Annotated in this window: 22 protein-coding genes and 2 riboswitches; of the genes, 14 read left to right on the top strand and 8 right to left on the bottom strand. The window is 67.3% G+C overall.

Going from position 1 to position 21,705, the window contains the following annotated elements; translation table 11 throughout:
* Nucleotides 1-566: 566 nt before the first annotated feature.
* The 4 genes from V3B30_RS17550 to V3B30_RS17565 form a co-directional block, all read right to left on the bottom strand.
* On the bottom strand, nt 567-1,130 hold the full coding sequence (locus V3B30_RS17550; RefSeq protein WP_100474079.1) for a TlpA disulfide reductase family protein: 564 nt from the start codon (nt 1,128-1,130) through the stop codon (nt 567-569).
* Nucleotides 1,127-3,508 carry a protein-disulfide reductase DsbD domain-containing protein gene (locus tag V3B30_RS17555; protein ID WP_262083556.1) on the bottom strand — a complete coding sequence of 794 codons (2,382 nt, stop codon included), beginning with the start codon at nt 3,506-3,508 and terminating at the stop codon, nt 1,127-1,129. The genes V3B30_RS17550 and V3B30_RS17555 overlap by 4 nt, the downstream gene beginning before the upstream one ends.
* Nucleotides 3,505-3,843 carry a divalent-cation tolerance protein CutA gene (cutA, locus tag V3B30_RS17560; protein WP_262083555.1) on the bottom strand — a complete coding sequence of 113 codons (339 nt, stop codon included), beginning with the start codon at nt 3,841-3,843 and terminating at the stop codon, nt 3,505-3,507. Before cutA ends, V3B30_RS17555 begins: the two co-directional genes overlap by 4 nt.
* 68 nt (nt 3,844-3,911) lie before the next feature.
* Nucleotides 3,912-5,702 carry an endonuclease gene (locus V3B30_RS17565; protein WP_262083554.1) on the bottom strand — a complete coding sequence of 597 codons (1,791 nt, stop codon included), beginning with the start codon at nt 5,700-5,702 and terminating at the stop codon, nt 3,912-3,914.
* A gap of 312 nt (nt 5,703-6,014) precedes the next feature.
* On the opposite strand from V3B30_RS17565, the gene V3B30_RS17570 reads away from it, so the two are divergent.
* From V3B30_RS17570 to V3B30_RS17580, 3 genes are all read left to right on the top strand, one after another.
* The gene (locus V3B30_RS17570) at nt 6,015-6,302 is read left to right on the top strand and encodes a co-chaperone GroES (protein WP_006396661.1); all 288 of its coding nucleotides are present in this window, start codon (nt 6,015-6,017) and stop codon (nt 6,300-6,302) included.
* 81 nt (nt 6,303-6,383) lie between these two features.
* Complete coding sequence (gene groL, locus V3B30_RS17575; RefSeq protein WP_057500842.1) at nt 6,384-8,033, top strand: chaperonin GroEL; 1,650 nt, start codon at nt 6,384-6,386, stop codon at nt 8,031-8,033.
* 132 nt (nt 8,034-8,165) lie between these two features.
* Nucleotides 8,166-8,777: a DUF6445 family protein gene (locus tag V3B30_RS17580; RefSeq protein WP_014038665.1), complete on the top strand. Its 612-nt coding sequence runs from the start codon at nt 8,166-8,168 to the stop codon at nt 8,775-8,777.
* Nucleotides 8,778-8,826: 49 nt separating this feature from the next.
* On the opposite strand, the gene V3B30_RS17585 is transcribed toward V3B30_RS17580, so the two are convergent.
* On the bottom strand, nt 8,827-9,990 hold the full coding sequence (locus tag V3B30_RS17585) for a serine hydrolase domain-containing protein (protein ID WP_262083553.1): 1,164 nt from the start codon (nt 9,988-9,990) through the stop codon (nt 8,827-8,829).
* Nucleotides 9,991-10,058: 68 nt separating this feature from the next.
* The gene (locus tag V3B30_RS17590; protein WP_262083552.1) at nt 10,059-10,988 is read right to left on the bottom strand and encodes a pepsin/retropepsin-like aspartic protease family protein; all 930 of its coding nucleotides are present in this window, start codon (nt 10,986-10,988) and stop codon (nt 10,059-10,061) included.
* A gap of 106 nt (nt 10,989-11,094) precedes the next feature.
* On the opposite strand from V3B30_RS17590, the gene V3B30_RS17595 reads away from it, so the two are divergent.
* The 6 genes from V3B30_RS17595 to V3B30_RS17620 all read left to right on the top strand — a co-directional run bounded on the left by V3B30_RS17595 (nt 11,095) and on the right by V3B30_RS17620 (nt 16,233).
* Complete coding sequence (locus tag V3B30_RS17595; RefSeq protein WP_262083551.1) at nt 11,095-11,802, top strand: response regulator transcription factor; 708 nt, start codon at nt 11,095-11,097, stop codon at nt 11,800-11,802.
* Nucleotides 11,803-11,834: 32 nt separating this feature from the next.
* On the top strand, nt 11,835-13,133 hold the full coding sequence (locus V3B30_RS17600) for an ATP-binding protein (RefSeq protein ID WP_262083625.1): 1,299 nt from the start codon (nt 11,835-11,837) through the stop codon (nt 13,131-13,133).
* Between the two features lie 72 nt (nt 13,134-13,205).
* Complete coding sequence (locus V3B30_RS17605; RefSeq protein ID WP_262083550.1) at nt 13,206-13,706, top strand: MarR family transcriptional regulator; 501 nt, start codon at nt 13,206-13,208, stop codon at nt 13,704-13,706.
* Nucleotides 13,703-14,440, top strand: coding sequence for a DNA alkylation repair protein (locus V3B30_RS17610; RefSeq protein WP_262083549.1), 738 nt, complete (start codon nt 13,703-13,705; stop codon nt 14,438-14,440). The genes V3B30_RS17605 and V3B30_RS17610 overlap by 4 nt, the downstream gene beginning before the upstream one ends.
* Before the next feature lie 166 nt (nt 14,441-14,606).
* The gene (locus V3B30_RS17615) at nt 14,607-14,864 is read left to right on the top strand and encodes a hypothetical protein (protein WP_262083548.1); all 258 of its coding nucleotides are present in this window, start codon (nt 14,607-14,609) and stop codon (nt 14,862-14,864) included.
* Nucleotides 14,865-15,159: 295 nt separating this feature from the next.
* Nucleotides 15,160-16,233, top strand: coding sequence for a 3-deoxy-7-phosphoheptulonate synthase (locus tag V3B30_RS17620; RefSeq protein WP_262083547.1), 1,074 nt, complete (start codon nt 15,160-15,162; stop codon nt 16,231-16,233).
* A gap of 193 nt (nt 16,234-16,426) precedes the next feature.
* Here V3B30_RS17620 and V3B30_RS17625 read toward each other — a convergent pair whose 3' ends face one another.
* Nucleotides 16,427-17,044 (bottom strand): trimeric intracellular cation channel family protein, encoded by a 618-nt coding sequence (locus tag V3B30_RS17625; protein WP_262083546.1) that lies wholly within the window; start codon nt 17,042-17,044, stop codon nt 16,427-16,429.
* An 85-nt stretch (nt 17,045-17,129) separates the two neighbouring features.
* A riboswitch (glycine riboswitch) is annotated at nt 17,130-17,233 on the bottom strand.
* A 13-nt stretch (nt 17,234-17,246) separates the two neighbouring features.
* Nucleotides 17,247-17,336: riboswitch (glycine riboswitch) on the bottom strand.
* A 40-nt stretch (nt 17,337-17,376) separates the two neighbouring features.
* On the opposite strand from V3B30_RS17625, the gene V3B30_RS17630 reads away from it, so the two are divergent.
* From V3B30_RS17630 to V3B30_RS17640, 3 genes are all read left to right on the top strand, one after another.
* Nucleotides 17,377-17,652 (top strand): GIY-YIG nuclease family protein, encoded by a 276-nt coding sequence (locus V3B30_RS17630; protein ID WP_262083545.1) that lies wholly within the window; start codon nt 17,377-17,379, stop codon nt 17,650-17,652.
* A 72-nt stretch (nt 17,653-17,724) separates the two neighbouring features.
* Nucleotides 17,725-18,156, top strand: coding sequence for a nuclear transport factor 2 family protein (locus tag V3B30_RS17635; protein ID WP_262083544.1), 432 nt, complete (start codon nt 17,725-17,727; stop codon nt 18,154-18,156).
* Between the two features lie 3 nt (nt 18,157-18,159).
* Nucleotides 18,160-18,636: a hypothetical protein gene (locus V3B30_RS17640; RefSeq protein ID WP_262083543.1), complete on the top strand. Its 477-nt coding sequence runs from the start codon at nt 18,160-18,162 to the stop codon at nt 18,634-18,636.
* An 82-nt stretch (nt 18,637-18,718) separates the two neighbouring features.
* Here V3B30_RS17640 and V3B30_RS17645 read toward each other — a convergent pair whose 3' ends face one another.
* Nucleotides 18,719-19,999 carry an NAD(P)/FAD-dependent oxidoreductase gene (locus tag V3B30_RS17645; RefSeq protein WP_100474069.1) on the bottom strand — a complete coding sequence of 427 codons (1,281 nt, stop codon included), beginning with the start codon at nt 19,997-19,999 and terminating at the stop codon, nt 18,719-18,721.
* A 123-nt stretch (nt 20,000-20,122) separates the two neighbouring features.
* Here V3B30_RS17645 and V3B30_RS17650 point away from each other — a divergent pair, with 123 nt between their 5' ends.
* A complete protein-coding gene (locus V3B30_RS17650) occupies nt 20,123-20,902 on the top strand; it encodes an NYN domain-containing protein (protein ID WP_100474068.1) in 780 nt (259 codons plus the stop codon).
* Nucleotides 20,903-21,014: 112 nt separating this feature from the next.
* The gene (locus V3B30_RS17655) at nt 21,015-21,635 is read left to right on the top strand and encodes a glutathione S-transferase (RefSeq protein ID WP_100474067.1); all 621 of its coding nucleotides are present in this window, start codon (nt 21,015-21,017) and stop codon (nt 21,633-21,635) included.
* Nucleotides 21,636-21,705: the final 70 nt, after the last annotated feature.

The following is a 21,705-nucleotide window of genomic DNA, read 5'->3' on the forward strand; positions in this document are numbered from 1 at the left end:
GGGGTGCGGGGGGGGGGGGGGCCCCCCCCCCCCGCCCCCCCACCCCCCCCCCCCCCCCCCCCCCCCCCCCCCCCCCCCCCCCCCCCCCCCCCCCCCCCCCCCCCACCCCGCCTTCGACAGTTTCTCGGGACCTGCCGTAGATCCATGCCATGCATGGACGCTTTTCGTTCAAACGTCGAAATATTCGATTTCGTTGGAGAGTCATCCACGCATGGCGTGGATCTACCGTGTCGACCAAGGTCGACACCGACCAACAGCTGCGGGAGTCTGTCAGAGGCGGGGCGGCGTGGCTGGGCAGGACCGTTGGCGCCATGGATGGCGCCATCGAGCCCCCATGGGTGAGGGCGCTTTGCTTGCGAAGCACTGCTCGCAAGCGCCCGAACGCACAGCCGCCAGCGGCTGGGCCGGACCCCGGAGGGGGGGTTACGGCGTGTCCTGCCCAGCCGCACCGCCCCGCCAGGCCACCAGCAATCCGGAACCGCATTGGCTTTGGCTGTTGCTGTTGCTGTTGCTGTTGCCGTGGCTTGACGGCCTCTGCGGGTGCAGGGCGCAGCCCTGCCGAACCCTCACTTCACCCAGCTGTCGATCTCGCCGTGGGCGAACGGTCCCAGCTTCGCCTTCACCAGCCGCCCCTGTGCATCGAACAGTACGCTGTAAGGCAGCAGGCCCTGCGCATTGCCCAGCTGCACGCTGGCATCGCGTGGCCCGGGTGCCTCGATCACGATCGGGTAGTCCACCGGCACCTGCTGCAGGAAGCGGCGCACATCCTCCGGCGTATCCAGCGCCAGGCCAAGCACCTGCACGCCTTGGTCGTCCTGGGCAGCGGCAAAGCGCGCCAGCTCGGGCATTTCTTCCACGCAGGGCGCGCACCAGCTGGCCCAGACGTTGATCAGCAGCGGGCGGCCGACAGCGTGTTGGCGCAGGTCCAGCGGCCGGCCTTCAAGATCGGGCAGCGACAACGCGGGGAGACTATCGCCGACCTGCAGGGCGGGTGCCGCAACCGCGGCAGCAGGCGCCACTGGCATGGGCCCGGGTGCAGCCGGCGCCGGTGCCAATCGATGCCCGGCCCACAGGCCGAGGCCGGCGGCCAGCACCGCTGTCCACAGCAGCGCTGGCCGTTGCCACTTCATCGTGCGGTGCGCAGCAGCGCTTCCTCGACCACCGCCTGGGTCAGCAGGGTCGGCAGCACGGTCGGCGGCGCGCCGGGGCCGTACACCACGTACAGCGGCACGCCCACGGCCTTGTGTTCTTCCAGGAACGTGGTGATCTGCGGGTCGACATTGGTGTAGTCACCACGCATGTACACCGCGTTGGTGCGCTTGAGCAGTTCCTTGAACTCCGGCCGCGACAGCACGGCACGTTCATTGGCCTTGCAGCTCACGCACCAGTCGGCGGTCATGTTGACGAACACCACGCGGTTGTCGGCGCGCAGGCGGTCCAGCAACTGCGGCGAATACTCGACCACGTTCTCGCTGGCGGACTGCGCGGCCCGTGCCGGCGGTGCCAGCTGGGTCACGCCCCAGGCAGGAACCAGCGCACCGATTGCCAGCAGCACGCCTAGCAGAGTCACCGCGCGCGAGCCGGTCCAGCGGTTGCGTTCAAACAGCCACAGGCCGAAGGCGAACAGCAGCAGGCCACCCAGCACCAGTGCCATGCCGTCCACGCCGCGCTGCTTGCCCAGCACCCACAGCAGCCACAGCGCGGTGGCATACATCGGGAAGGCCAGCACGTGCTTGAGCGTTTCCATCCACGGGCCGGGCTTGGGCAGGCGGCGTGCCAGTGCCGGCACGAAGCCGATCAGCAGGAACGGCAGCGCCAGGCCCAGGCCGAGGAACAGGAACACCGTCATCGCCTTCAGTGGCGGGGCAATGAAGGCATAGGCAATCGCCCCGCCCATGAACGGGCCGACGCAGGCACTGCCGACCACGCAGGCCAGCGCACCGGTGAAGAAATCACCGGCCGGACCGCTGCGGCTGGCCAGCGACTGGCCAAGATTGCCGATGCCACCACCGAGGGTGAACACGCCCGACAGGCTCAGGCCCACTGCAAACATGATGTACGCCAGTGCGGCCACCACGCCCGGGTGCTGCAGCTGGAAGCCGATGCCAACCGCGTTGCCGATCGCACGCAGGCCCACCATCAGCGCACCGATCACCGCGAACGCGACCAGCACGCCCAGCGTGTACCAGAGTGCATGGCTGCGAGCACGCTGCGGGCTCTCGCCACTCTGCGCAAGGCTCAGCACCTTCAGCGACAGGATCGGCAGCACGCAGGGCAGCAGGTTAAGCACCAGGCCACCGGCCAGCGCCAGCAGCAGCACCCAGACGAACGAACGGTCCGGGTTCGGCGTGGTCGCCGGTGGACGCGTGCGCAGGGCGTTGCCATCGCGCGCATCGGCGGCGAGCTCATTGCCTGCACCCTCACTGCCGGTGGCGGCGGGAGCGGCGTTGCCATCGTTGGGGACGGTCGGCAGCAGGCGCAGCGGTGCGCCGCTGGCCGATTCACGCGGCGCGCCGGCGGCGCGCAGCGGGTTGATCACCTCGTTGCGCGCTGGCGCCTGGTCAGTGCTGGCGGAGAGCTTGCCAGCCGGAATCGACAGCTTCACCCGGCGGGTCATCGGCGGGTAGCAGATGCCATCGGTCTGGCAGCCCTGGAAGGTCACCACCAGGGTGCTGTCGACTGCGTCAGTGACGGTGCGGCGCAGCGGCAGCGGCACTTCCACCTGGTTGAAGTAGACCGAGACATCGCCGAAGTGCTCGTCGCGATGCGATTGCGCGGCCGGCCAGCGCGGCTTGTCGGCCAGCACGCCGGCGCTGCCTTCCAGCTTCAGCGAGGTGCGGTCGCGGTAGAGGTAATAGCCAGGTGCTGGGCTGAAGCGCAGCAGCACGGTATTGCCGTCACTGGCGATGGCATCGAAGCCGAACGCCTGTTCCGACGGCAGCGGAAGTGCCTGGCCGTTATTGGCTGCCCCCGGCAGGCGCAGGCCGCCCGCGTTGCCGGCGCCGGCCAACGGATTGTTGAATGGGTTCGCTGCACCGGCACGCGCGGCAGGCACCGCGGCTGCCGCGCCGGCGCCCGGCAGGGTGACCTGCACCACGCGCTTCTGCGGCGGGTAGCAGACACCGGCGTCGGCACAGCCCTGGTAACGCACTTCCAGGCTGATGGTGCCGGCAGCGTCGGTCGGTGTGCCTGGCAGGGTGGCCTGCAGGCGCTCGCGATAGGTCTCGACCTCGCCGAAGAAATCGTCGTGGTGCTTGTCGCCCTTGGGCATCTGCAGCGCGCCGGCATTGAAGGCCGGGTCGGCCTTGACGCTGGTGCGGTGGCGATACAGGTAATAGCCCGGCGCGATCTTGAACCGCAGTTGCACCTGGCCCCGTTCGGGTGCACTGGCGGTCAGTGCGAACGCCTGGTCCACCGGCAGCAGGTCCTTCTCATCCAGCGCGAAAGCCGGCAGCGAGAGCCACAACAGGGCGCACAAGGCGGCGCCGCGCGCAAACAGAGTCTTCAATCAGTGTCCTCCCGGGTCTGTGCCCGGATCCAGTCGAGATACGCCGGCAGGCCGGCCCGGGTTTCGACCGCGATGCACTCCGGGAGTTCATACGGATGCAGTTCGACGATCCGGGCAATCGCGTCATCGACGCGGCTCGCGGTGGTTTTCACCAGCAGCTGCAGTTCGGCGTCGGTGCTCACCTCGCCCTGCCAGCGGTAGGTCGACTGCGCGCCATCGAGGCGGGTGACGCACGCGGCCAGGCGCTCGCCGACCAGCGCGTGCGCGATGCGCTCGGCACTGGCCCGGTCCGGGCAGGTGGTCAACAGCAGCAGGACAGGATCGACGGTCGACATGACCGTCGAGTATAGGGCCGCCGCCGGGTCAGGGCCCGGCGGCGGCAGTGGACCGCTGCGTTGCGCGGTCAGTTGGCCAGCTGGCAGGTCGCCGGCTTGGCCGAGGTGAACAGGGCCGGGGTCGCCCACTCGGGATGGTCGATGAATGGGTTTCGGTTGCCCTGGAAGCTGTAGATCACGTCGTTACGGGCGCGTTCTGCAGCACTCGGCGGGTCGGCCAGATGCCAGTCGATCAACGTCGACAGCAGCCCCATGTAGGCCGGCGAGCTGCTGGTCTTGACGATCTTGCTGCGGTCATCGGTCAGCTCCAGGTCCGGCTCGGACTGTCCCGTGGCCGCATCCTTGCCGCCCTCGTAGCGGATCGCCATGTACAGCACCGCACGCGCCATGTCGCCCTTGCGTGCACCCCACACTTCAAAGGTGCCACCGTTGCCGTCCGGGGTGCGAACCCAGTTCGAATTGCCCGGATAGCCGCCGCTGCCGCCACCCTGGCCGTTGTTGGCCTCGGTGGCGCGCTCGCCGCAGTTGGCGTCGCACTTGCCGAACGGCTTGTTGCCACGGTCGGCGTTCCACTGCGCGTCGGTCAGGTACAGCATGTGGGTGTCGGTGTAGGGCGCGTACGGCAGGCCCTTGTCACCGGTGGTGGTGGCAAAGCCCAGCGAGTTCGGCCAGGTGTGCTCGCGGTTGTACTTCAGGCCACCGCCGCTGCCGGCGCGATCGGTCACCTTGGCGTAGCTGCGGTTGCGGTAGGCATCCAGGATCCTGCCGGCATTGTTCGGATCCTCGTCGGCGATTTCCAGGATGGTCCAGGTGCTGGTGCCCGAGCCGCTGTACGGGTAGGCGGTGTGGCCCTTGATGGTGGCGTGCAGCGAGCAGCGCAGCTGGCTGGGGCTGCTGGTGTTGACCTTGGAGTAGTAACCGGCCGGCACGCCCGGGTTGCCCGGGTCCGGATTGCCGCCGGTGCTGGCTACGGTGAAGGCGATGCGGCTGTCGGCGGCCGGATGCGCGCCCTGCAGGTCGGTGATGCGCGCGGCACGGATGTCGAAGCGGCAGGCCTCACCCGCCACCAGCGCGGTGTTGGTGGACAGCTTCACGCTGCGGCCGCTGGCCGGGAAGGTCAGCGGCACGCTGCCGGAGGTGCCGCAGCTCAGGGCGAAGGCGCCACTGGCCAGGTTCACCGTCTCGCTGAACACCACTTCCAGGTCGGCGGCGGCCGGGAAGGTGCCGCTGCCCTGCGCCGGGGTGGTGGTGGAGACCGACGGCGGCGTGTTCGGGCCCGGGGTGCTGCCACCACTGAAGGTCTGGCCGTTGTTGCAGCTGCCAAACGTCTGCGTGGCCGACTCGGCCCAGGTGAAGTGGGCGTACTGGCTGCCGCTGCCGGTCAGCTGCAGCGAGGTGCCCGCCGCGGTGCTGTTGGTTTCGGCCACCGGGATATTCTGGCTGGTCATGCCGGCGGCAGGGCCAGCGGAGGCGGTGATGGCGCCCTCGTAGCTGAGGAACTGGACCACCTTGCCGCTGGCATCGACCAGGGCAATGCCGTCGTTCGCGCCGTTCTGCAGGCCGTTGGTCGGGTAGTTGACCACGGCGATGGTCGCGCTGCCGCAGCCTGCGGCGCTACCGGCAGGCACCGGGTTGTTGGCGTAGACCACGGCCGCCGACGGATTGCTGCCGTTGTAGAGGTACAGGCGGTAGCCGGACAGGTCCTCACCTGCGGTGGCCACGACCTCGATCGCTTCGCCGACGTCACCGGCGGCGGTGCTGTCGTCGTAGTGCAGTTCATTGATGAAGACCTCGGCCTGGGCCGGCGCAGCGGCCAGGGCCAGCAGGCAGGCGGCGGCAAGCGGGGACAGCAATCGCATCGACTACTCCTTGTGATTGGGAATGCGCGGCCGAGCCTAAGGCCGATCCAGTGACACTTTGTCGTAAATGAACGTCAGATATCTGACAGTGCGACGCTGGTCACTGAATCTGGCCGGATCCGCTGCGTCGCCGCATGAGCGAGGCGGAAAAATTTTTTCGCCTCCCGCCCTTGAAAGGGGATCGGTGGGCTCCATCTCTGCCCTGCTCCCGACGTTGTCGGGTTTCTTCACGTGCGGTTCTGGCACTCGCCATGAGCGAGTGCTAACATCGCCGGACTTTTTCAGACCAATCAATAACTTAAGAGGTCTCTTATGAGCATCAAGCCGCTGCACGACCGCGTTGTGGTCAAGCCGATCGAAGCCGACGAAATCTCCGCCGGTGGCATCGTCATTCCGGATTCGGCCAAGGAAAAGTCCACCAAGGGTGAAGTCGTGGCCGTTGGCCCGGGCAAGCCGCTGGACAACGGCAGCGTGCGCGCTCCGTCGCTGAAGGTCGGCGACAAGGTCATCTACGGCCAGTACGCCGGCAGCTCGTACAAGAGCGAAGGCGTCGAGTACAAGGTCCTGCGCGAAGACGACGTGCTCGCCGTCATCGGCTGAGCTTCGGCGCGACCTGCTTTCCTGTAAGACATCCCTTTTCGTTGCCGGGCCCGGCCCGGTGCAAACATCGAGGTAATCGCAATGGCTGCCAAGGATATTCGTTTCGGTGAAGACGCCCGTTCGCGCATGGTGCGCGGCGTCAACGTTCTCGCCAATGCCGTCAAGGCCACCCTGGGCCCGAAGGGCCGCAACGTCGTGCTGGAAAAGAGCTTCGGCGCACCGACCATCACCAAGGACGGCGTCTCCGTCGCCAAGGAAATCGAACTGGCTGACAAGTTCGAGAACATGGGCGCGCAGATGGTGAAGGAAGTCGCTTCGCGCACCAACGACGACGCCGGCGACGGCACCACCACCGCCACCGTGCTGGCCCAGGCCCTGATCCGCGAAGGCGCCAAGGCCGTGGCTGCCGGCATGAACCCGATGGACCTCAAGCGCGGTATCGACAAGGCCGTCGTGGCCGCCGTCTCCGAGCTGAAGAACATCTCCAAGCCGACCGCCGACGACAAGGCAATTGCCCAGGTCGGCACCATCTCGGCCAACTCGGACGAGTCGATCGGCCAGATCATCGCCGACGCGATGAAGGAAGTCGGCAAGGAAGGCGTGATCACCGTTGAAGAAGGCTCGGGCCTGGACAACGAGCTGGACGTGGTCAAAGGCATGCAGTTCGACCGCGGCTACCTGTCCCCGTACTTCATCAACAACCAGCAGTCGCAGACCGCTGACCTGGATGACCCGTACATCCTGCTGCACGACAAGAAGATCTCCAACGTCCGTGACCTGCTGCCGGTGCTGGAAGGCGTCGCCAAGGCCGGCAAGCCGCTGCTGATCGTGGCCGAGGAAGTCGAAGGCGAAGCGCTGGCGACCCTGGTGGTCAACACCATCCGTGGCATCGTCAAGGTCGTGGCCGTCAAGGCGCCGGGCTTCGGCGACCGTCGCAAGGCGATGCTGGAAGACATGGCCGTGCTGACCGGCGGCACCGTGATCTCCGAAGAAGTCGGCCTGTCGCTGGAAAAGGCCACCATCAAGGACCTGGGCCGCGCCAAGAAGGTGCAGGTTTCCAAGGAAAACACCACCATCATCGATGGCGTGGGTGACAAGGCTGCCGTCGATGCACGCGTCGGCCAGATCAAGACCCAGATCCAGGACACCTCCTCCGACTACGATCGCGAGAAGCTGCAGGAACGCGTGGCCAAGCTGGCCGGCGGCGTTGCCGTGATCAAGGTCGGCGCGTCGACCGAAATCGAAATGAAGGAAAAGAAGGATCGCGTCGACGACGCCCTGCACGCCACCCGTGCAGCCGTTGAAGAAGGCGTGGTCCCGGGCGGCGGCGTTGCCCTGGTCCGTGCGGTCACCGCACTGGCCGGCCTGAAGGGTGCCAACGAAGACCAGAACCACGGCATCCAGATCGCCCTGCGCGCGATGGAAGCCCCGCTGCGCGAAATCGTGGCCAACGCCGGTGAAGAGCCGTCGGTCATCATCAACAAGGTCAAGGAAGGCACCGGCAGCTTCGGCTACAACGCCGCCACCGGCGAGTTCGGCGACATGCTGCAGTTCGGCATCCTGGACCCGACCAAGGTGACCCGTTCCGCACTGCAGAACGCTGCCTCGATCGCTGGCCTGATGATCACCACCGAAGCCATGGTTGCCGAAGCTCCGAAGAAGGACGAGCCGGCCATGGGCGGCGCCGGTGGCATGGGCGGCATGGGTGGCATGGGCGGCATGGACTTCTAAGTCCACGCCCCCGGCGGTCGTTGCCGACCCTGGTCGGCGCGCCGTCCCGATGTAAAGAAAAACCCCGCCGCAAGGCGGGGTTTTTCGTTGCCCGGTTGCCGCCGCCGCAGCGCATCGCTACGCTCGGTGGCCATGCCTACCTCGTTCATCATCGTCGACGACTTCCTTTCTCCTGCCGATGCGCAGGGGCTGCGCCAGGCGGCGCTGGGCCTGACCTATCCCGTGCAGGAGGGCGCGTTCCCCGGCCGCAATTCGCAGCAGCGGCTGGATCTGGATGGACTGTCCGGTGCGGTCTCGCGGCTGGTCAACGAACCGCTGCGGCCGGTCAACCCGCTGCAGTCGCACGGCAAGTTCCGGATCACCCTGGCCGGTGATACCGGCCGCGCCAAGGTACATGCCGATCACTCGCACTGGTCGGGCATCCTCTACCTGAGTGCACCGGAGCACTGCGAGGGCGGCACCGAGTTCTTCCGCCACCGCCGCACCGGCACCGAGCGCATGGCCCTGGATGCAGCGGAGCTGGCCGCGTTGGGCTATGCAAACGGTGGCGACATGCATCGCGACATCATCGAGCGCGACAGCAACGACGACAGCCAGTGGGAAATGACCATGCGCATCCCGATGCGCTTCAACCGGCTGGTGCTGCTGCGGCCCTGGTTCTGGCACACCGCCGGGCCAGCGTTCGGCGACTGCCTGGAGAATGGCCGGCTGGTGTACCTGATGTTCTTCGAGCAGGCGCGCTGAGCGAGGCAACCATCCACGCTGCGCTCGCCACGCAGGCATCATCGCGCCGTCATTCGACGAATGCCTTCGCCGCGCCGTATTCCCACTGCCATGGCACGCCGGTATCGCCCAGCACGAACGCCACCAGCGCGGGGAAGGTGGCCTCCGCCCGTACATCGTTGCCCAGGATCACCACGCAGCGCTTGTACCGCTCGATGCACACCAGCGTGTTGCCGACCGCGTCATCGTGGCCGCCCTTGTAGAAACCTGCGCCCTGCGAGCCGCGGAAGGTCACCACGCCCAGGCCTGCGGCCAGATCCCTGTGTTGCTGCGCCGCGGGCAGCTCCGGTTGCAGCGTGGGGAACTGGCTGGTGGTGGTGATCGGCAGCTGCGGCCGCACCAGCTCGTTGCGCATTGAAGCCGACAGTCCTTCACCGCGCACATAGCCAGCCACAAAGCGGGCCATGTCGGCAATGGTGGTATCCATCGATCCCGCTGCACGTACCCGGCTGCGCTCGTCGTGCGGCTCGGCCGTACCTTCCGCAGTCCAGCCATCGGCCAGGTTGCCGGCAAAATCGCTACGCCACGTCATGCTGGTCCGCGTCATGCCGAAGCGATCGAATACGCGCTGCTGCATCAACGCCCCCACATCCTCGCCAAGTCGCCCGCGCTCGATCACGAACTGCAGCAGGATCAGTCCTTCCCCGGAGTACGCGTAGCGGCTGCCGGGGTCGAAGTGGAACTTCAAGCGGCCATCCGGCTCGAGAAAGCCGAAGTTGGCAAAGCCGCTGGCGTGGTTCAGCAGCCGTCGCGGCGTGAGCTGGCGCCAGCGCGCATCACCGGCCAGCACGCTGTAGTCGGCGTACTTCTTCGGTTCGGGCGGGTAGTCTGGCAGCGGCATGTCCAGCGCGGTGGCGATGCTGGCATCCAGATCGATCACTCCGTTCTGGGCGAGCTGTGCGACCAGGTGGCCGAAGGCCATCTTGGTCAGCGATGCGGCGTACATCACGGTGTCGGTGCGCAGCGGTTCGCCTGCGGCGTTGCGTTCACCGTAGGCGGCCACGTGCATCACCTTGCCGCCATCGATCACCGCCAGCGCCATGCCGCGCGCATGGGCCGCCTGCATCAGGCGCCGTGCTTCGGCGTCAATGCGGTCGGGCGAGGGTACGGGAGGCGGTGCGGCCAGGATCGCCATCGGGAACAGGCTCAGCAAGAACAGGACGGCACGGCGCATGCGTGGAACTCCCGGCTGGACGTGGCGCGATGCTACGCCAGCCCGCTGCCGGCGTCATGGCCCTGGGGTCAGCTGGACACCGGCGGGCGCAGGCAGATCCGTGCGGCACCCTCACCGATGTCCACCTGGCCGCCGCGCATCGCATCGGCACCGAGGATCAGCGCCGGCCGCGCCTCCAGGCCGATCGCCTTGAACACCGGCAGTTCACTGATCCGGACTTCCATCGGCGCATGCTGCCAGCCGCTGCCGGTCATCCCGGGCAAGGTGTACAGCCAGGTGGCCTGCGCACCGCCGCCCAGCCCTTCGGTGCCCTTTTCGCGCATGCGTACCCGTGCGTCGCTGCCGTCGGTGCGCAGCCCCAATGCGCGAGCCGCTTCGGCGTTGAGAACAGTCTGCGCTGCGCCGGTGTCGACCACGGCAATGGCCTCCACGCCCGGCGTACCCAGTGCCAGTGTGATGAAGCCGAACTGGCGCAGGCCGGCGGTGCGCCCGGGCAGCGCATTGGGCTGGCAACCCGGTCCTTCCAGGCTCAATTGGCCGGGCGTCCACAGCGCCAGGCGATTGCCGCCGAAGTCCCAACGCGTGTCCCAGCGTCCGGTCAGGTCATTGCCGATCAAGCCGTCGATGGCCGGATCATCGTCCTTGGACAGCGACGACAGGTCGACCTGCATGCCACGGGCCTGCAGCTGCCAGCTGCCCAGCTGCCAGGACGTGCTGCGCGTGCGCTGCAATCGGGCCGCCTTCGCACTTGCGCCCTGGGCGTGCGATACCGCCGCATCCGCATCCTCCAGGCCATAGCGCCTCGTCACGCGGGTATCGACCAGCGTTGCCCCGGCGGCACTGTCGACCACGAAGCGCAGCGGTTCGGCGCGTCCGTCCAGCAGGACGGCCACTGCCGGATGACCACCCTGCATCCACATCGGCAGCACATGTTCGGGGCCATCGGACGCCAGCGCAGGCAGCGGCGCAGCAAGCAGGGACAGGAGGATGAGGCGCAAGGGAAATCTCCGCAGTGATCATGGGCACCCATTGGCGCGCAGCGGCGTATCGCGGGAATATCGCTGTTGATACCGTCCTGATACAGACCGGCCCGATACTGCCCGCATGACGACTCCCGCCCGTGTCATCGTTGTCGACGACGACGCCAGCATCCGCGATGCCATCGCTGATTGCCTGCTGCTGCATGGCTTCCTGGTGCGGGTCGCGGCGGACGCGACGGCGCTCGACGTGGTGCTGAAGAGCGAACGGCCCGACCTGATCATCCTCGACTGGATGATGCCCGGCGAGGACGGGCTTTCGGTCTGCCGCCGGCTGCAGGCACGGGCCATCCCGATCCTGATGCTGTCGGCGATGGGAAGCGCGCCGGATCGGGTGATCGGACTGGAGATGGGGGCGGACGACTACCTGGCCAAGCCGTTCGATCCGCGGGAGCTGCTGGCACGGGTACGCGCGCTGCTGCGCCGCCAGCACAAGCTGCGCGCGCAGGTGACCAGCGAACTGCGCTTTGCCGGTTGGCGACTGCTGCCTGATCAACGCCGCCTGCTGGCACCGGACGGAAACGAACTGATGCTCAGCCGCGGTGAGTTCAGCCTGCTGCTGGTGCTGGCCGAACGCCCCGGGCGGGTGCTGGGGCGTGAGCAACTGCTGCAGCTGAGCCGCGGTGAACCCAGTGACAGCGTCGATCGTGCGGTCGACCTGGCGATCAGTCGGCTGCGACGCAAGCTGGGACAGGCCTCACCCGGTGCTGAAGCCTTGGTGCAGACCTTGCGCGGTGAGGGCTACCGCTTCGAGGCCGAGGTACAGGTGTTGTGAGCAGCCGGTGGCCGACGGCGCGCTGGATCGCGATGCTGGCCCTGGCCAGCTTGTTGCTGGCGACCCTGGTCAGCGTGGCCGTGGTTGGCTGGATGCCCCGGCCCGCGCCTCCGCCGATGCGGTTGGACCAGGCCGTGCAGGTGCTGCGCGGGGAGCAGGCCGCAGCGCCACTGGGCCTGCATCTGGCGACGCAGGATGCGCCTCCACAGGGGAGTGCCAGTGACTGGCTCACGCAGTTGGCGGCGCTGCAGATGGGGCTGCCGGCGAAGGAGGTACGCCTGGTCTGGAGCGGGCAGGGCAAGGCGCCGGACGTGCAGGTCATCGAGGGTGGGGCCGTGCTCGATGCCACGGCGCGGGCCGGTGTACTGAAGGCGCAGGCGGCGGTACTGAGCGCCATGCAATGGCCGCCGTTTGAACTGGGCGTACGCCAGGCCGATGGCCGTTGGCAGGTGGTCGGCAGCGATCACAGCGATCTGGCGGCTTGGCGCCGCCAGGTAGTGCTTGCGCTGCTGGCTGGTGCGGTCCTGCTGGCGCCGCTGGCGGCGTGGGCATCGATCCGGCTGGGACGCCCGCTGCAACGCCTGGCCGAAGCCAGCGCACGGGTGGACCTGCAGGCCGCAGCCCCTTTGCCGGATGACGGCCCACGCGAGGTACAGATGCTGGCCGCTGCGATCAGCACCGGTCGCGATCGCCTGCATGCGCAGGCACAGGACATGACCCACATGCTGGCCGCCGTAGCGCATGACCTGCGCACGCCATTGACCGGGCTGCGCCTGCGCGCCGAGTTCGCCCCCGCGTCCCAGGCGGCGCGGATGGTGGCCGACATCGAGCGCATGGATACGATGATCGAGCAGGTATTGGACTACGCACGCGGTGAACTGCAGCCGTTGCAGATGCGCAGTCTGGATCTGGCCGCGCTGCTGGAGGACTGCGTGCAGGCGGCGCTGCTGCGCGGAGTCGGCATCTCCCTCCAGGGGCCGGACACGCTGCGCTGGAACGGCGATGCGCTGCTGATCCGGCGCGCGATCGACAATCTCGTCGACAACGCCGAGCGCTACGCCGGGGCCGTGGAGCTGCAGCTCGCCATGGCCGGCCACAGGGCGCAGCTGGATGTGATGGACCGCGGCCCGGGCATCGCCGAGGCCGACCGTGCACGCCTGCTGCAACCATTCCAGCGCAGCGAGAGCTCGCGCAGCCGCGCCACCGGTGGCGCCGGGTTGGGGTTGGCTGTGGCCGCCAATGTGGCCAGGCGGCACGCAGGCGAACTGCAGCTACTGCACCGTGAGGGTGGCGGGCTGATCGCGCGCCTGCTGCTGGGACCGTTCGCCTGAGAACCGGTGTGGTCTACAGATGACGGCTTCCCGCATGTATGATTAGGCGCCTAATTACATCGCGCGCATGAGATGATCGAAACCAAGCACCAAGCGCTGCTGGAGGAAGCGCAGCGACGCGGCCACGCCAACATCGCGCAGCTGCGCCTGTGCTTCCGGCTGCTCTCGCTGTCCTCGTCGATCGATCGCGACTGCGCTGTCCGGCTTGCACCGCACGGGCTCAGCGAGGGTCGGTTCATCGTGCTGTTCCTGCTGCATGGGGCCGATGGCGCGCTGCCGCCGCATGAGCTGGCCGCGCGATCCGGTGTGACCCGCGCCACCATCAGCGGCCTGCTTGATGGCCTGCAGCGCGAAGGCCTGCTGCTGCGTCGCAGCGATGCGGAAGATGGCCGTCGCCTGCAGATCGTGCTGACAGCAAAGGGTGCGCGCTTGGCTGAAGCGCTGTTCGAGCAGCACACACAGTGGATCGGCGGCCTGTTCAACGGCCTGGATGCTGGTGAACAGCTACAGCTGTCGCAGCTGCTGCACAAGGTCTGGCAGCACACCGACGCCGGGCGCGGGAGCGGGGCATGAGTGCGATGTCTGCACATCGCCTGCATGCGCTCAACAGCGGCAGCGTTGCGACGACCCATCTGGCCGAGTGCCTGGCGGTGGACTTCGGTGAGTTGCTGCGGTGCGTGGCGCCGTTGCTGGAACCGGAAGCGCTGCAACGCATGCGCGATGCCGCGGGCAAGGGCATCACACAGCGCATGGCCTTGGCCGCGCAGTTGCTGCGTGAGGCGGGGCAGGGAACGCCCGCGCTCTGGCAGCATCACAGCTGCGATACCGTGCGCGGCTGGGCCTGTTATCTGATCGGCAGCGATGCTCGCGCAACGTTGGCAGAGAAGCTGCAGCAGATGCGCACGCTGGCCGATGACCCACACTTCGGCGTGCGCGAATGGGCGTGGCTGGCGCTGCGTGCCGACATTGTTGCCGCACCACTGCAGGCGCTGGAGTACCTGCAGCCGTGGACGCAGGAAGGATCGCCCAACCTGCGCCGCTTCGCCTGCGAGGCACTGCGCCCACGCGGTGTCTGGGCCACGCACATCGCCCTGTTCAAGCAACATCCGGAACAGGCCGTGGCGCTGCTGGAAGCACTGGCCGATGACCCGGAACGCTATGTGCAGGATTCCGTCGGCAACTGGCTCAATGATGCCGGCAAGACACAGCCGCAGTGGCTGCGCGATCTCTGCGCGCGCTGGCAGCGCGAACACGACAGCACCGCCAACGCCTGCATCCGCAAGCGCGCGATGCGCTCGCTGCGGTAGTGCCGGCCGCTGGCCGGCAATTCCATGATCCTCAAGGAAGAATCTTCGCTGCAGCAGCGCGGTGCACGCCCACCGTGCCGGATTCACGGCAGGGCCGGCACATGCGCCTGTCACCCGGACGCGGTAAACAGTGCATTGCCCATGTCCATCCGCAGGGAAGTTGATCATGCAGAGCACGCTCCAGGTCACGCTGTTCGGCCCGCTTGGCGACAGCCCGGCATTGCAGTTGCCGGGGCTGGAAGGGCCATCGGTCGCCATCCCGGAAGCGGCCCTGCGGCGGTTGGTCTCCGACCTCTACACCGCCCGTTCCCTGCTCAACCCCGAGCAGCTGGATGAGGCCAGGCAGGAGCTGGATCGCGTGCTGGAGCGCTGGGCCGACATCCACGAAGGGCTCCTGCTGGACGTGGAAGTGCATGGCAGATGAGCAACATTGGCTGGCTGCTGCCGGGTAGGCCGCGCTGGAGCGCACCTCACTGAACCGTGTCCCCAGTTGCGGATGAAACATTTTGCACTGCGCAAAAGCTGTGTTATCAATACAACCCATGAACGCAGCCGCCACCCGCTTTTACTGGTATTACTTTCCGAAGCCACTGGCGGAGGAAGGACTGCGCTCACCCTGAAGAAAGCTTCAGACGCATTCCCGAAAGCCGCCAGCGAACCTGGCGGCTTTTTTCATGCCGCCACGCTGGGGACCCCCAACGTTCCGGAGATCTCCCGCAATGCCCCCGCACACCGACGACCTGCGTATCCGCACCATCGAACCGCTGACACCGCCTGCCCAGCTGCTGGCGATGCTGCCCTGTGACGATGAAGCCTCCGACACCGTCAGCGCCTCGCGCGCGGCCCTGCACCAGATCCTGCATGGCCGTGACGACCGCCTGGCGGTGGTGGTGGGCCCGTGCTCGATCCACGACCCGAAGGCCGCCATCGAGTATGCCCAGCGCCTGAAGCCGCTACGTGACGCGCTGGCCGGCGAACTGGAAATCGTCATGCGCGTGTACTTCGAGAAGCCGCGCACCACGGTGGGCTGGAAGGGCCTGATCAACGATCCGGACCTGGACGGCAGCTTCAGGATCGACAAGGGCCTGCGCATCGCCCGTGGCCTGCTGCGCGACATCAACAAGCTCGGCCTGCCGGCCGGTGTCGAATTCCTCGATGTGATCTCGCCGCAGTACATCGCCGACCTGGTGGCGTGGGGCGCGATCGGTGCACGCACCACCGAAAGCCAGGTGCATCGCGAACTGGCTTCGGGGCTGTCATGCCCGGTCGGCTTCAAGAACGGCACCGATGGCAACGTGAAGATCGCCGCTGACGCGGTGGGGGCGGCGTCCAATCCGCACCACTTCCTGTCGGTCACCAAGCAGGGTGGCACCGCCATCGTATCGACCACCGGCAATCCGGATTGCCATGTAATCCTGCGTGGCGGCAAGCAGCCGAACTACGACGCAGGCAGCGTTGCCGACGCCTGCCAGGCGCTGGCCAAGGCCAAGCTGCCCACGCGCCTGATGATCGACGCCAGCCACGCCAACAGCCTGAAAAACCCGGAGAACCAGCCGAAGGTGATCGAGGACATCGCCGTTCAGCTGGAAGACGGCGAACAGCGCATCGTTGGCGTGATGATCGAGAGCCATCTGGTCGGTGGCCGCCAGGAACTGGTGGAAGGCCAGCCGCTGGTCTACGGGCAGAGCATCACCGATGGCTGCATCGACTGGGACACCACCGTGACGGTGCTGGAGCGACTGGCTGCGGCGGTGCGCGCCCGTCGCGACGTAGAGGTGTCCGAAGCCGCCTGAGTGCGGCACGTGTGTGGATGGCGGCCAGCGCCTGCGGGGGTGCGGCCGCGATCAGGGCCGGCCGGAGTTGGAGACCGGCCCATCTGCACCGGCGATGCGCCTGGCGCTGCGCACCAGCGACAGCGCCAGGTACATCGCCGGGGTGGTGCAGCAGATCCACGCCGTCGAACCCCGTGCTCGGCGAACGCGAACTTCAATGCACTTCGTCGTGGTACACGAACTTCGGCATTTCCCAGCGGTAGTGGATCGCCAGCAGGCGCAATGCGAAGCCGCCGCCCAGGCAGCACAGTATCGCGGTGGCATCGGCCACTCCCCAGTGCAGCAGCAACAGATAGGCCGCACCGGTCAGCAGCGCGATGATCGCGTACAACTCTTTCTGGAAGATCAGCGGCACCTCGTTGCAGAGGATGTCGCGCAGCACGCCACCGAACGCGCCGGTCAGCATGCCGGCAATCAGCACGATGGGCATGGCATGGCCAGCCTCGCGCGCAATCGAGCAGCCGATCAGGGTGAACGCGATCAGGCCCAGCCCGTCGAGTACCAGGAAGGTGCGGCGGAAGTGGTGCATCCAGCGTGCGATCCAGGTGGCGATCAGCGCCGCGCATACGGTGAAGCCCAGGTACTCGGGATGCTTCACCCAGCCCAGCGGGTAATGGCCAAGCAGGATGTCGCGCAGCGAGCCGCCACCGAGGGCAGTGACGCAGGCGATCATGACCACGCCGAACAGGTCCATGCGGCGGCGGCCGGCGGACAGTGCGCCGGTCATGGCTTCGGCGGAAATGGCGATCAGGTAGATGATGGACAGCAGCATGGGGACAGGCTCCGGGCGCGGTGGGGCCGGCCATGCGCCACTATCGCCACTGCCTGCGCAATGACGGGATGACGATGACCGGTGCCGCTCCCGCTGTCCTTTTGCCTGAGAGTTCAGCGGCGTAGGCCGCGTGCCCCTTCGGCGGATCGTCCCGGGCGTGCCCGGTGACCTCTCTCCAGCTCGGCGAGTCGAATGCATGGTTGGTGGGATTCCAGCCCACCGGCCTGAGCGATCATGGGAGCCTGCGCCTTCGGCGGGCGCCAGCGCGGCGCCTCTCTCCTGCATTCGGGCGCCAGTATATCCGCTGCAGTGCAGCACGGCATAATCCGGCCATGGCCCCGTCCCTCCGCCCGTGGTTCCTGTACCTGCTCGAATGCCGCGATGGCAGCTATTACGCCGGCATCAGCACCGACGTGGACGCGCGTTTCGCCGCCCACCAGGCCGGCAAGGGCGCGCGCTACACCCGGGCCCGGCCGCCGCTGCGGGTACTGGCCGTGCGCGAGTACCCGGACCGGGCCGGCGCCTCACGCGCCGAATGGCAGCTCAAGCAGCAGCCGCGCGAACGCAAGCTGGCCTGGCTGCAGGCACCTGCCGAGACGCTTCTGTAGATCTACGCCATGCGTGGATGGGCCTGCCCGGCCCATGCGATGATCGCCCCGCGCCCAGAGCTGGAGACCCGGATGTCCACGATCGCCCTGCTGTTCGCTCTCTCCGCAGCAACCAGCCCTGCCGCCGACCCGGTCACCCTCGCGGCCATCGAAGCCACCTGCCACGACTACGTCGATGGCCAGCTGGAGGCCGACCCGAAGCGTGTCGACCGTTCCCTGCACCCGGACCTGGCCAAGCGCGCGGTGCTCGGCGATACACCCGACGAACGCCTGGGCCTGCGCCGCATGTCGAAGGAAGAGCTGGTCTCGTTGACGAAGCAGGGCGCGCTGAAGACCCCGAAGGATCAATGGGACCGCCGCTGCACGGTGCTGGACGTGACCGGCAACGCGGCCTCGGTACGACTGGAAACCCCGTGGTTCGTCGACTACTTCCACATGGGGCGCTTCGACCAGCGCTGGGTCATCGTCAACGCGTTGTGGTACCCGAAACCGAAGGCGCCGTGAGCGATGCGTGCTGCGGGCAAGGCATGGCTCTCCGTCGTCGTGCTGGTCACCGGCATCGCACTGCTGCCTGGCCTGCTGTACCTGCTTGGACTGGCGCTGGTGGAAGGTCGACCGAACCCTGCCGACCGCACGCCCAGTGGTGTGGCCGCATGCAGCAGTGAACCGCGGGCGGGATACCAGACGATGAATCCCTGGCGCTTCGCCGCGCAGCTGTTCGATACGAACGCGAGGCAGAAGAAGGTGCCTGAAGTGGAGCGCGAGGCTTACTGGATTGCCCGACGCCACCTGTGGCGGCAGCCTCGGCACGGCATGCTGCGCTGGCATCTGAGCAGCACCGCGTTGACGATCTGGATCACCCGGCATTGGAGTACCGCACAGATTGCCGACACCGCGAGGAAGGAAGATTTCTGCCGGGCATGGTCGAGACGGCGGGTGCCGGGTGGCCCGATGAGGCAGCAGAGCCACGCCATGCGTGGCTGAGCTCCATGCGGCCTGCACAGACATGCATCCACGCATGGCGTGGATCTACTCCCAGGCAGAGCACCCCTATCCGTCTTCGGTCCTACCGCCTCGGCCGCCGGTCTTCCTGGTCATCACCGAAGATGATGCGCGCGCTGCGCTGGTAGCTCCAGTACGCCACGGCCCAGTTCAGCAGCACCACGATGCGGTTGCGGAAGCCGATCAGGAAGAACACGTGCGCGGCCAGCCAGAACCACCAGGCCAGGATGCCTGAAAGCTGCAGCCGGCCCAGGTGCACGATCGCGGCCATGCGACCGATGGTGGCGAGGTTGCCGTAGTCGGCGTACTTGAACGGCCCCGGTGCGGCTTTGCCATGCAGGCGCGCGCGGATCACCCCGGCCACGTACTTGCCCATCTGCTTGGCGGCAGGCGCCACGCCGGGTACCGGCTTGCCATTGGCCTGGTTCAGTGCGGCCAGGTCGCCGGCCACGAACAGCTCCGGGTGATCGGGCAGGGTCAGGTCCGGCTGCACCTGCACGCGGCCGGCGCGATCCAGTGGCACGTCCAGCGTGCGCGCCAGCGGTGACGCGGCCACGCCGGCGGCCCAGACCACGGTGCGGGCCGGCACGAACTGCTCACCGAGCTTGAAGCCCTGGCTGTCGATGTCGCTCACCGGGGTACCGGTCAGCACTTCCACGCCCAGCTTTTCCAGCTGCCGGCGCGCCTTCAGCGAAAGCACTTCCGGGAACGAGGACAGCACGCGCGGCCCAGCCTCGACCAACCGCACCTTGGCGCTGGCCGGATCGATGTGGCGGAATTCGTTGCGAAGCGTATGCCGCGCGATCTCGGCCAGGGTGCCGGCCAGTTCAACACCGGTGGGACCGCCACCGACCACCGCGAAACTCAGCCATGCGGCCTTCTTCGCCGGGTCCGGCTCGGCCTCGGCGCGCTCGAATGCCAGCAGCAGCTTGCGGCGCAATGCGATGGCATCGTCCAGGGTTTTCAGGCCGGGGGCATCATCGGCCCACTGGTCGTTGCCGAAGTAGGCGTGGGTGGCGCCGGTGGCCAGCAGCAGGCTGTCGTAGTCCAGCGTGCTGCCATCGGCCATGCGGATCTGCCGGGCCTGCTTGTCGATGGCGACCACTTCGCCGAGGCGGACTTCCACGTTGCGCTGGTGGCCGAGGATGTGGCGCAGCGGCGCGGCGATATCCGGCGCCGACAGGCCGGCGGTGGCCACCTGGTACAGCAGCGGCTGGAAGAGGTGATGGTTGCGGCGGTCGACCAAGGTGATGCGCATGCGTTCGCGGGCCAGGGCACGGGTGGCCCAGAGGCCGGCAAAACCGCCGCCGACAACGACCAGGTGGGGAACGCGCTCGCGACTCATCGACTCACTCCAGTGGGGGCATTGGGGGAAGCGCCTGGCATCTTCGCACGGCGGCTGCCTGTCACGTCAGCGCCCGCGTGGATCGGCGATACTCGGGTTCAGGCAACGGCCCCTGAGGAGCCCATGAGCGAACCGGAAAAGCGCATCGCCCTGTTGATCGACGCCGACAACGCGCCGGCCTCGAAGATCGACGAGGTCCTGGCCGAAGTGGCCCGCTACGGCGTGGCCAACGTACGCCGCGCCTATGGCAACTGGAAGAGCCCGCGGTTGAAGGGCTGGGAAGCCGTACTGCACGAATATGCGATCCGCCCGATCCAGCAGTTCGCCTACAGCAAGGGCAAGAATGCCTCGGACATGGCGATGGTGATCGATGCCATGGACCTGCTGTACGCGCGCAACCTTGATGGCTTCGCCATCGTGTCCAGCGATGCCGATTTCACCCCGATGGTGATGCGCCTGCTGACCGACGGCGTGAAGGTGTATGGCTTCGGCGAAAAGAAGACGCCCGAACCGTTCGTCAACGCGTGCTCGAAGTTCACCTACCTGGAAGCGCTGGGCCAGACCCATGCCAGCGTGCCGGATGCCGAGCAGGCATCGAGCGAACAGGCATCGAGCGACCCCGTCGCCAATGATGATGCACGCCCACGCAAGAGCGGGGCGGAGATGCGCAGCGATACGCGGCTGGTGAAGATGCTGCGCCGTGCGGTGTCTGCGGCCGAGGGCGAGGACGGCTGGTCGCACCTGGGGCCGGTCGGCAGCCAGATCGGCAACCAGGCCTCGTTCGATCCGCGCAACTACGGCTACGGCAAGCTCAGTGATCTGCTGGCGGCCATCGGGCTGTTCGAACTGAAGAAGGACGGCAAGTCGTCCTACGTGCGCGCGCTGCCGAAAAAGAACCGCTAGTGCCGGCCGCTGGCCGGCAACGCCCAGGTGCCAGATCCGGCTTCCGCCACCCACACTCCATCTCCGATCAGGCGTATCGTTGCCGCTCGCATTGCCAGCAAGGAAAACCCGCATGTTGAAGATCTGGGGCCGCCGCAATTCCAGCAACGTCCGCAAGGTACTGTGGTGCGCCGAGGAGATCGGCCTGCCGTATGAGTCCATCGAAGTCGGTGGCAGCCACGGTGGCACGCAGACGCCGGAATACCAGGCAATGAACCCCAACAGCCTGGTGCCGGTGATCGAAGACCACGGCCTGCCGCTGTGGGAATCGAACGCCATCGTGCGCTACCTGAGCGCGCGCTACGCACTGGGCACCCTGTATGCCGAAGACCCGATGCAGCGCGCCCAGGCCGAGAAGTGGATGGACTGGAGCACGTCGCGGATGGCACCGCTTTACAGCGACCTGGTATGGGGCATCATGCGCACCGCGCCAGCCGACCGTGACGAAGCGCGGATCAATGCCGCCATCGTGCGCGCCGGTGACTACCTGGCAATGGCCGATGCCACCCTGGCGAAACAGCCATGGTTGTCGGGCGAGACATTCGCGATGGGTGACATCCCGCTGGGTTCGCTGATCTACGCCTGGTTCGAACTGCCGATCCAGCGCCCGGAGCTGCCGCACCTGGCCGAGTGGTATGCGCGCCTGCGCGAGCGACCGGCCTACCAGCGCGGCGTGATGACGCCGCTGACGTAAGCGGTGGCGTTCGGGGTCAGAGCCCTTTTCTGCGAAAAGGGATCCGACCCCTGGCCATCGGGGTCGGATC

The sequence above is a fragment of the Stenotrophomonas sp. SMYL41 genome (genome assembly GCF_036319965.1).
GTDB classification, from domain to species: domain Bacteria; phylum Pseudomonadota; class Gammaproteobacteria; order Xanthomonadales; family Xanthomonadaceae; genus Stenotrophomonas; species Stenotrophomonas maltophilia_R.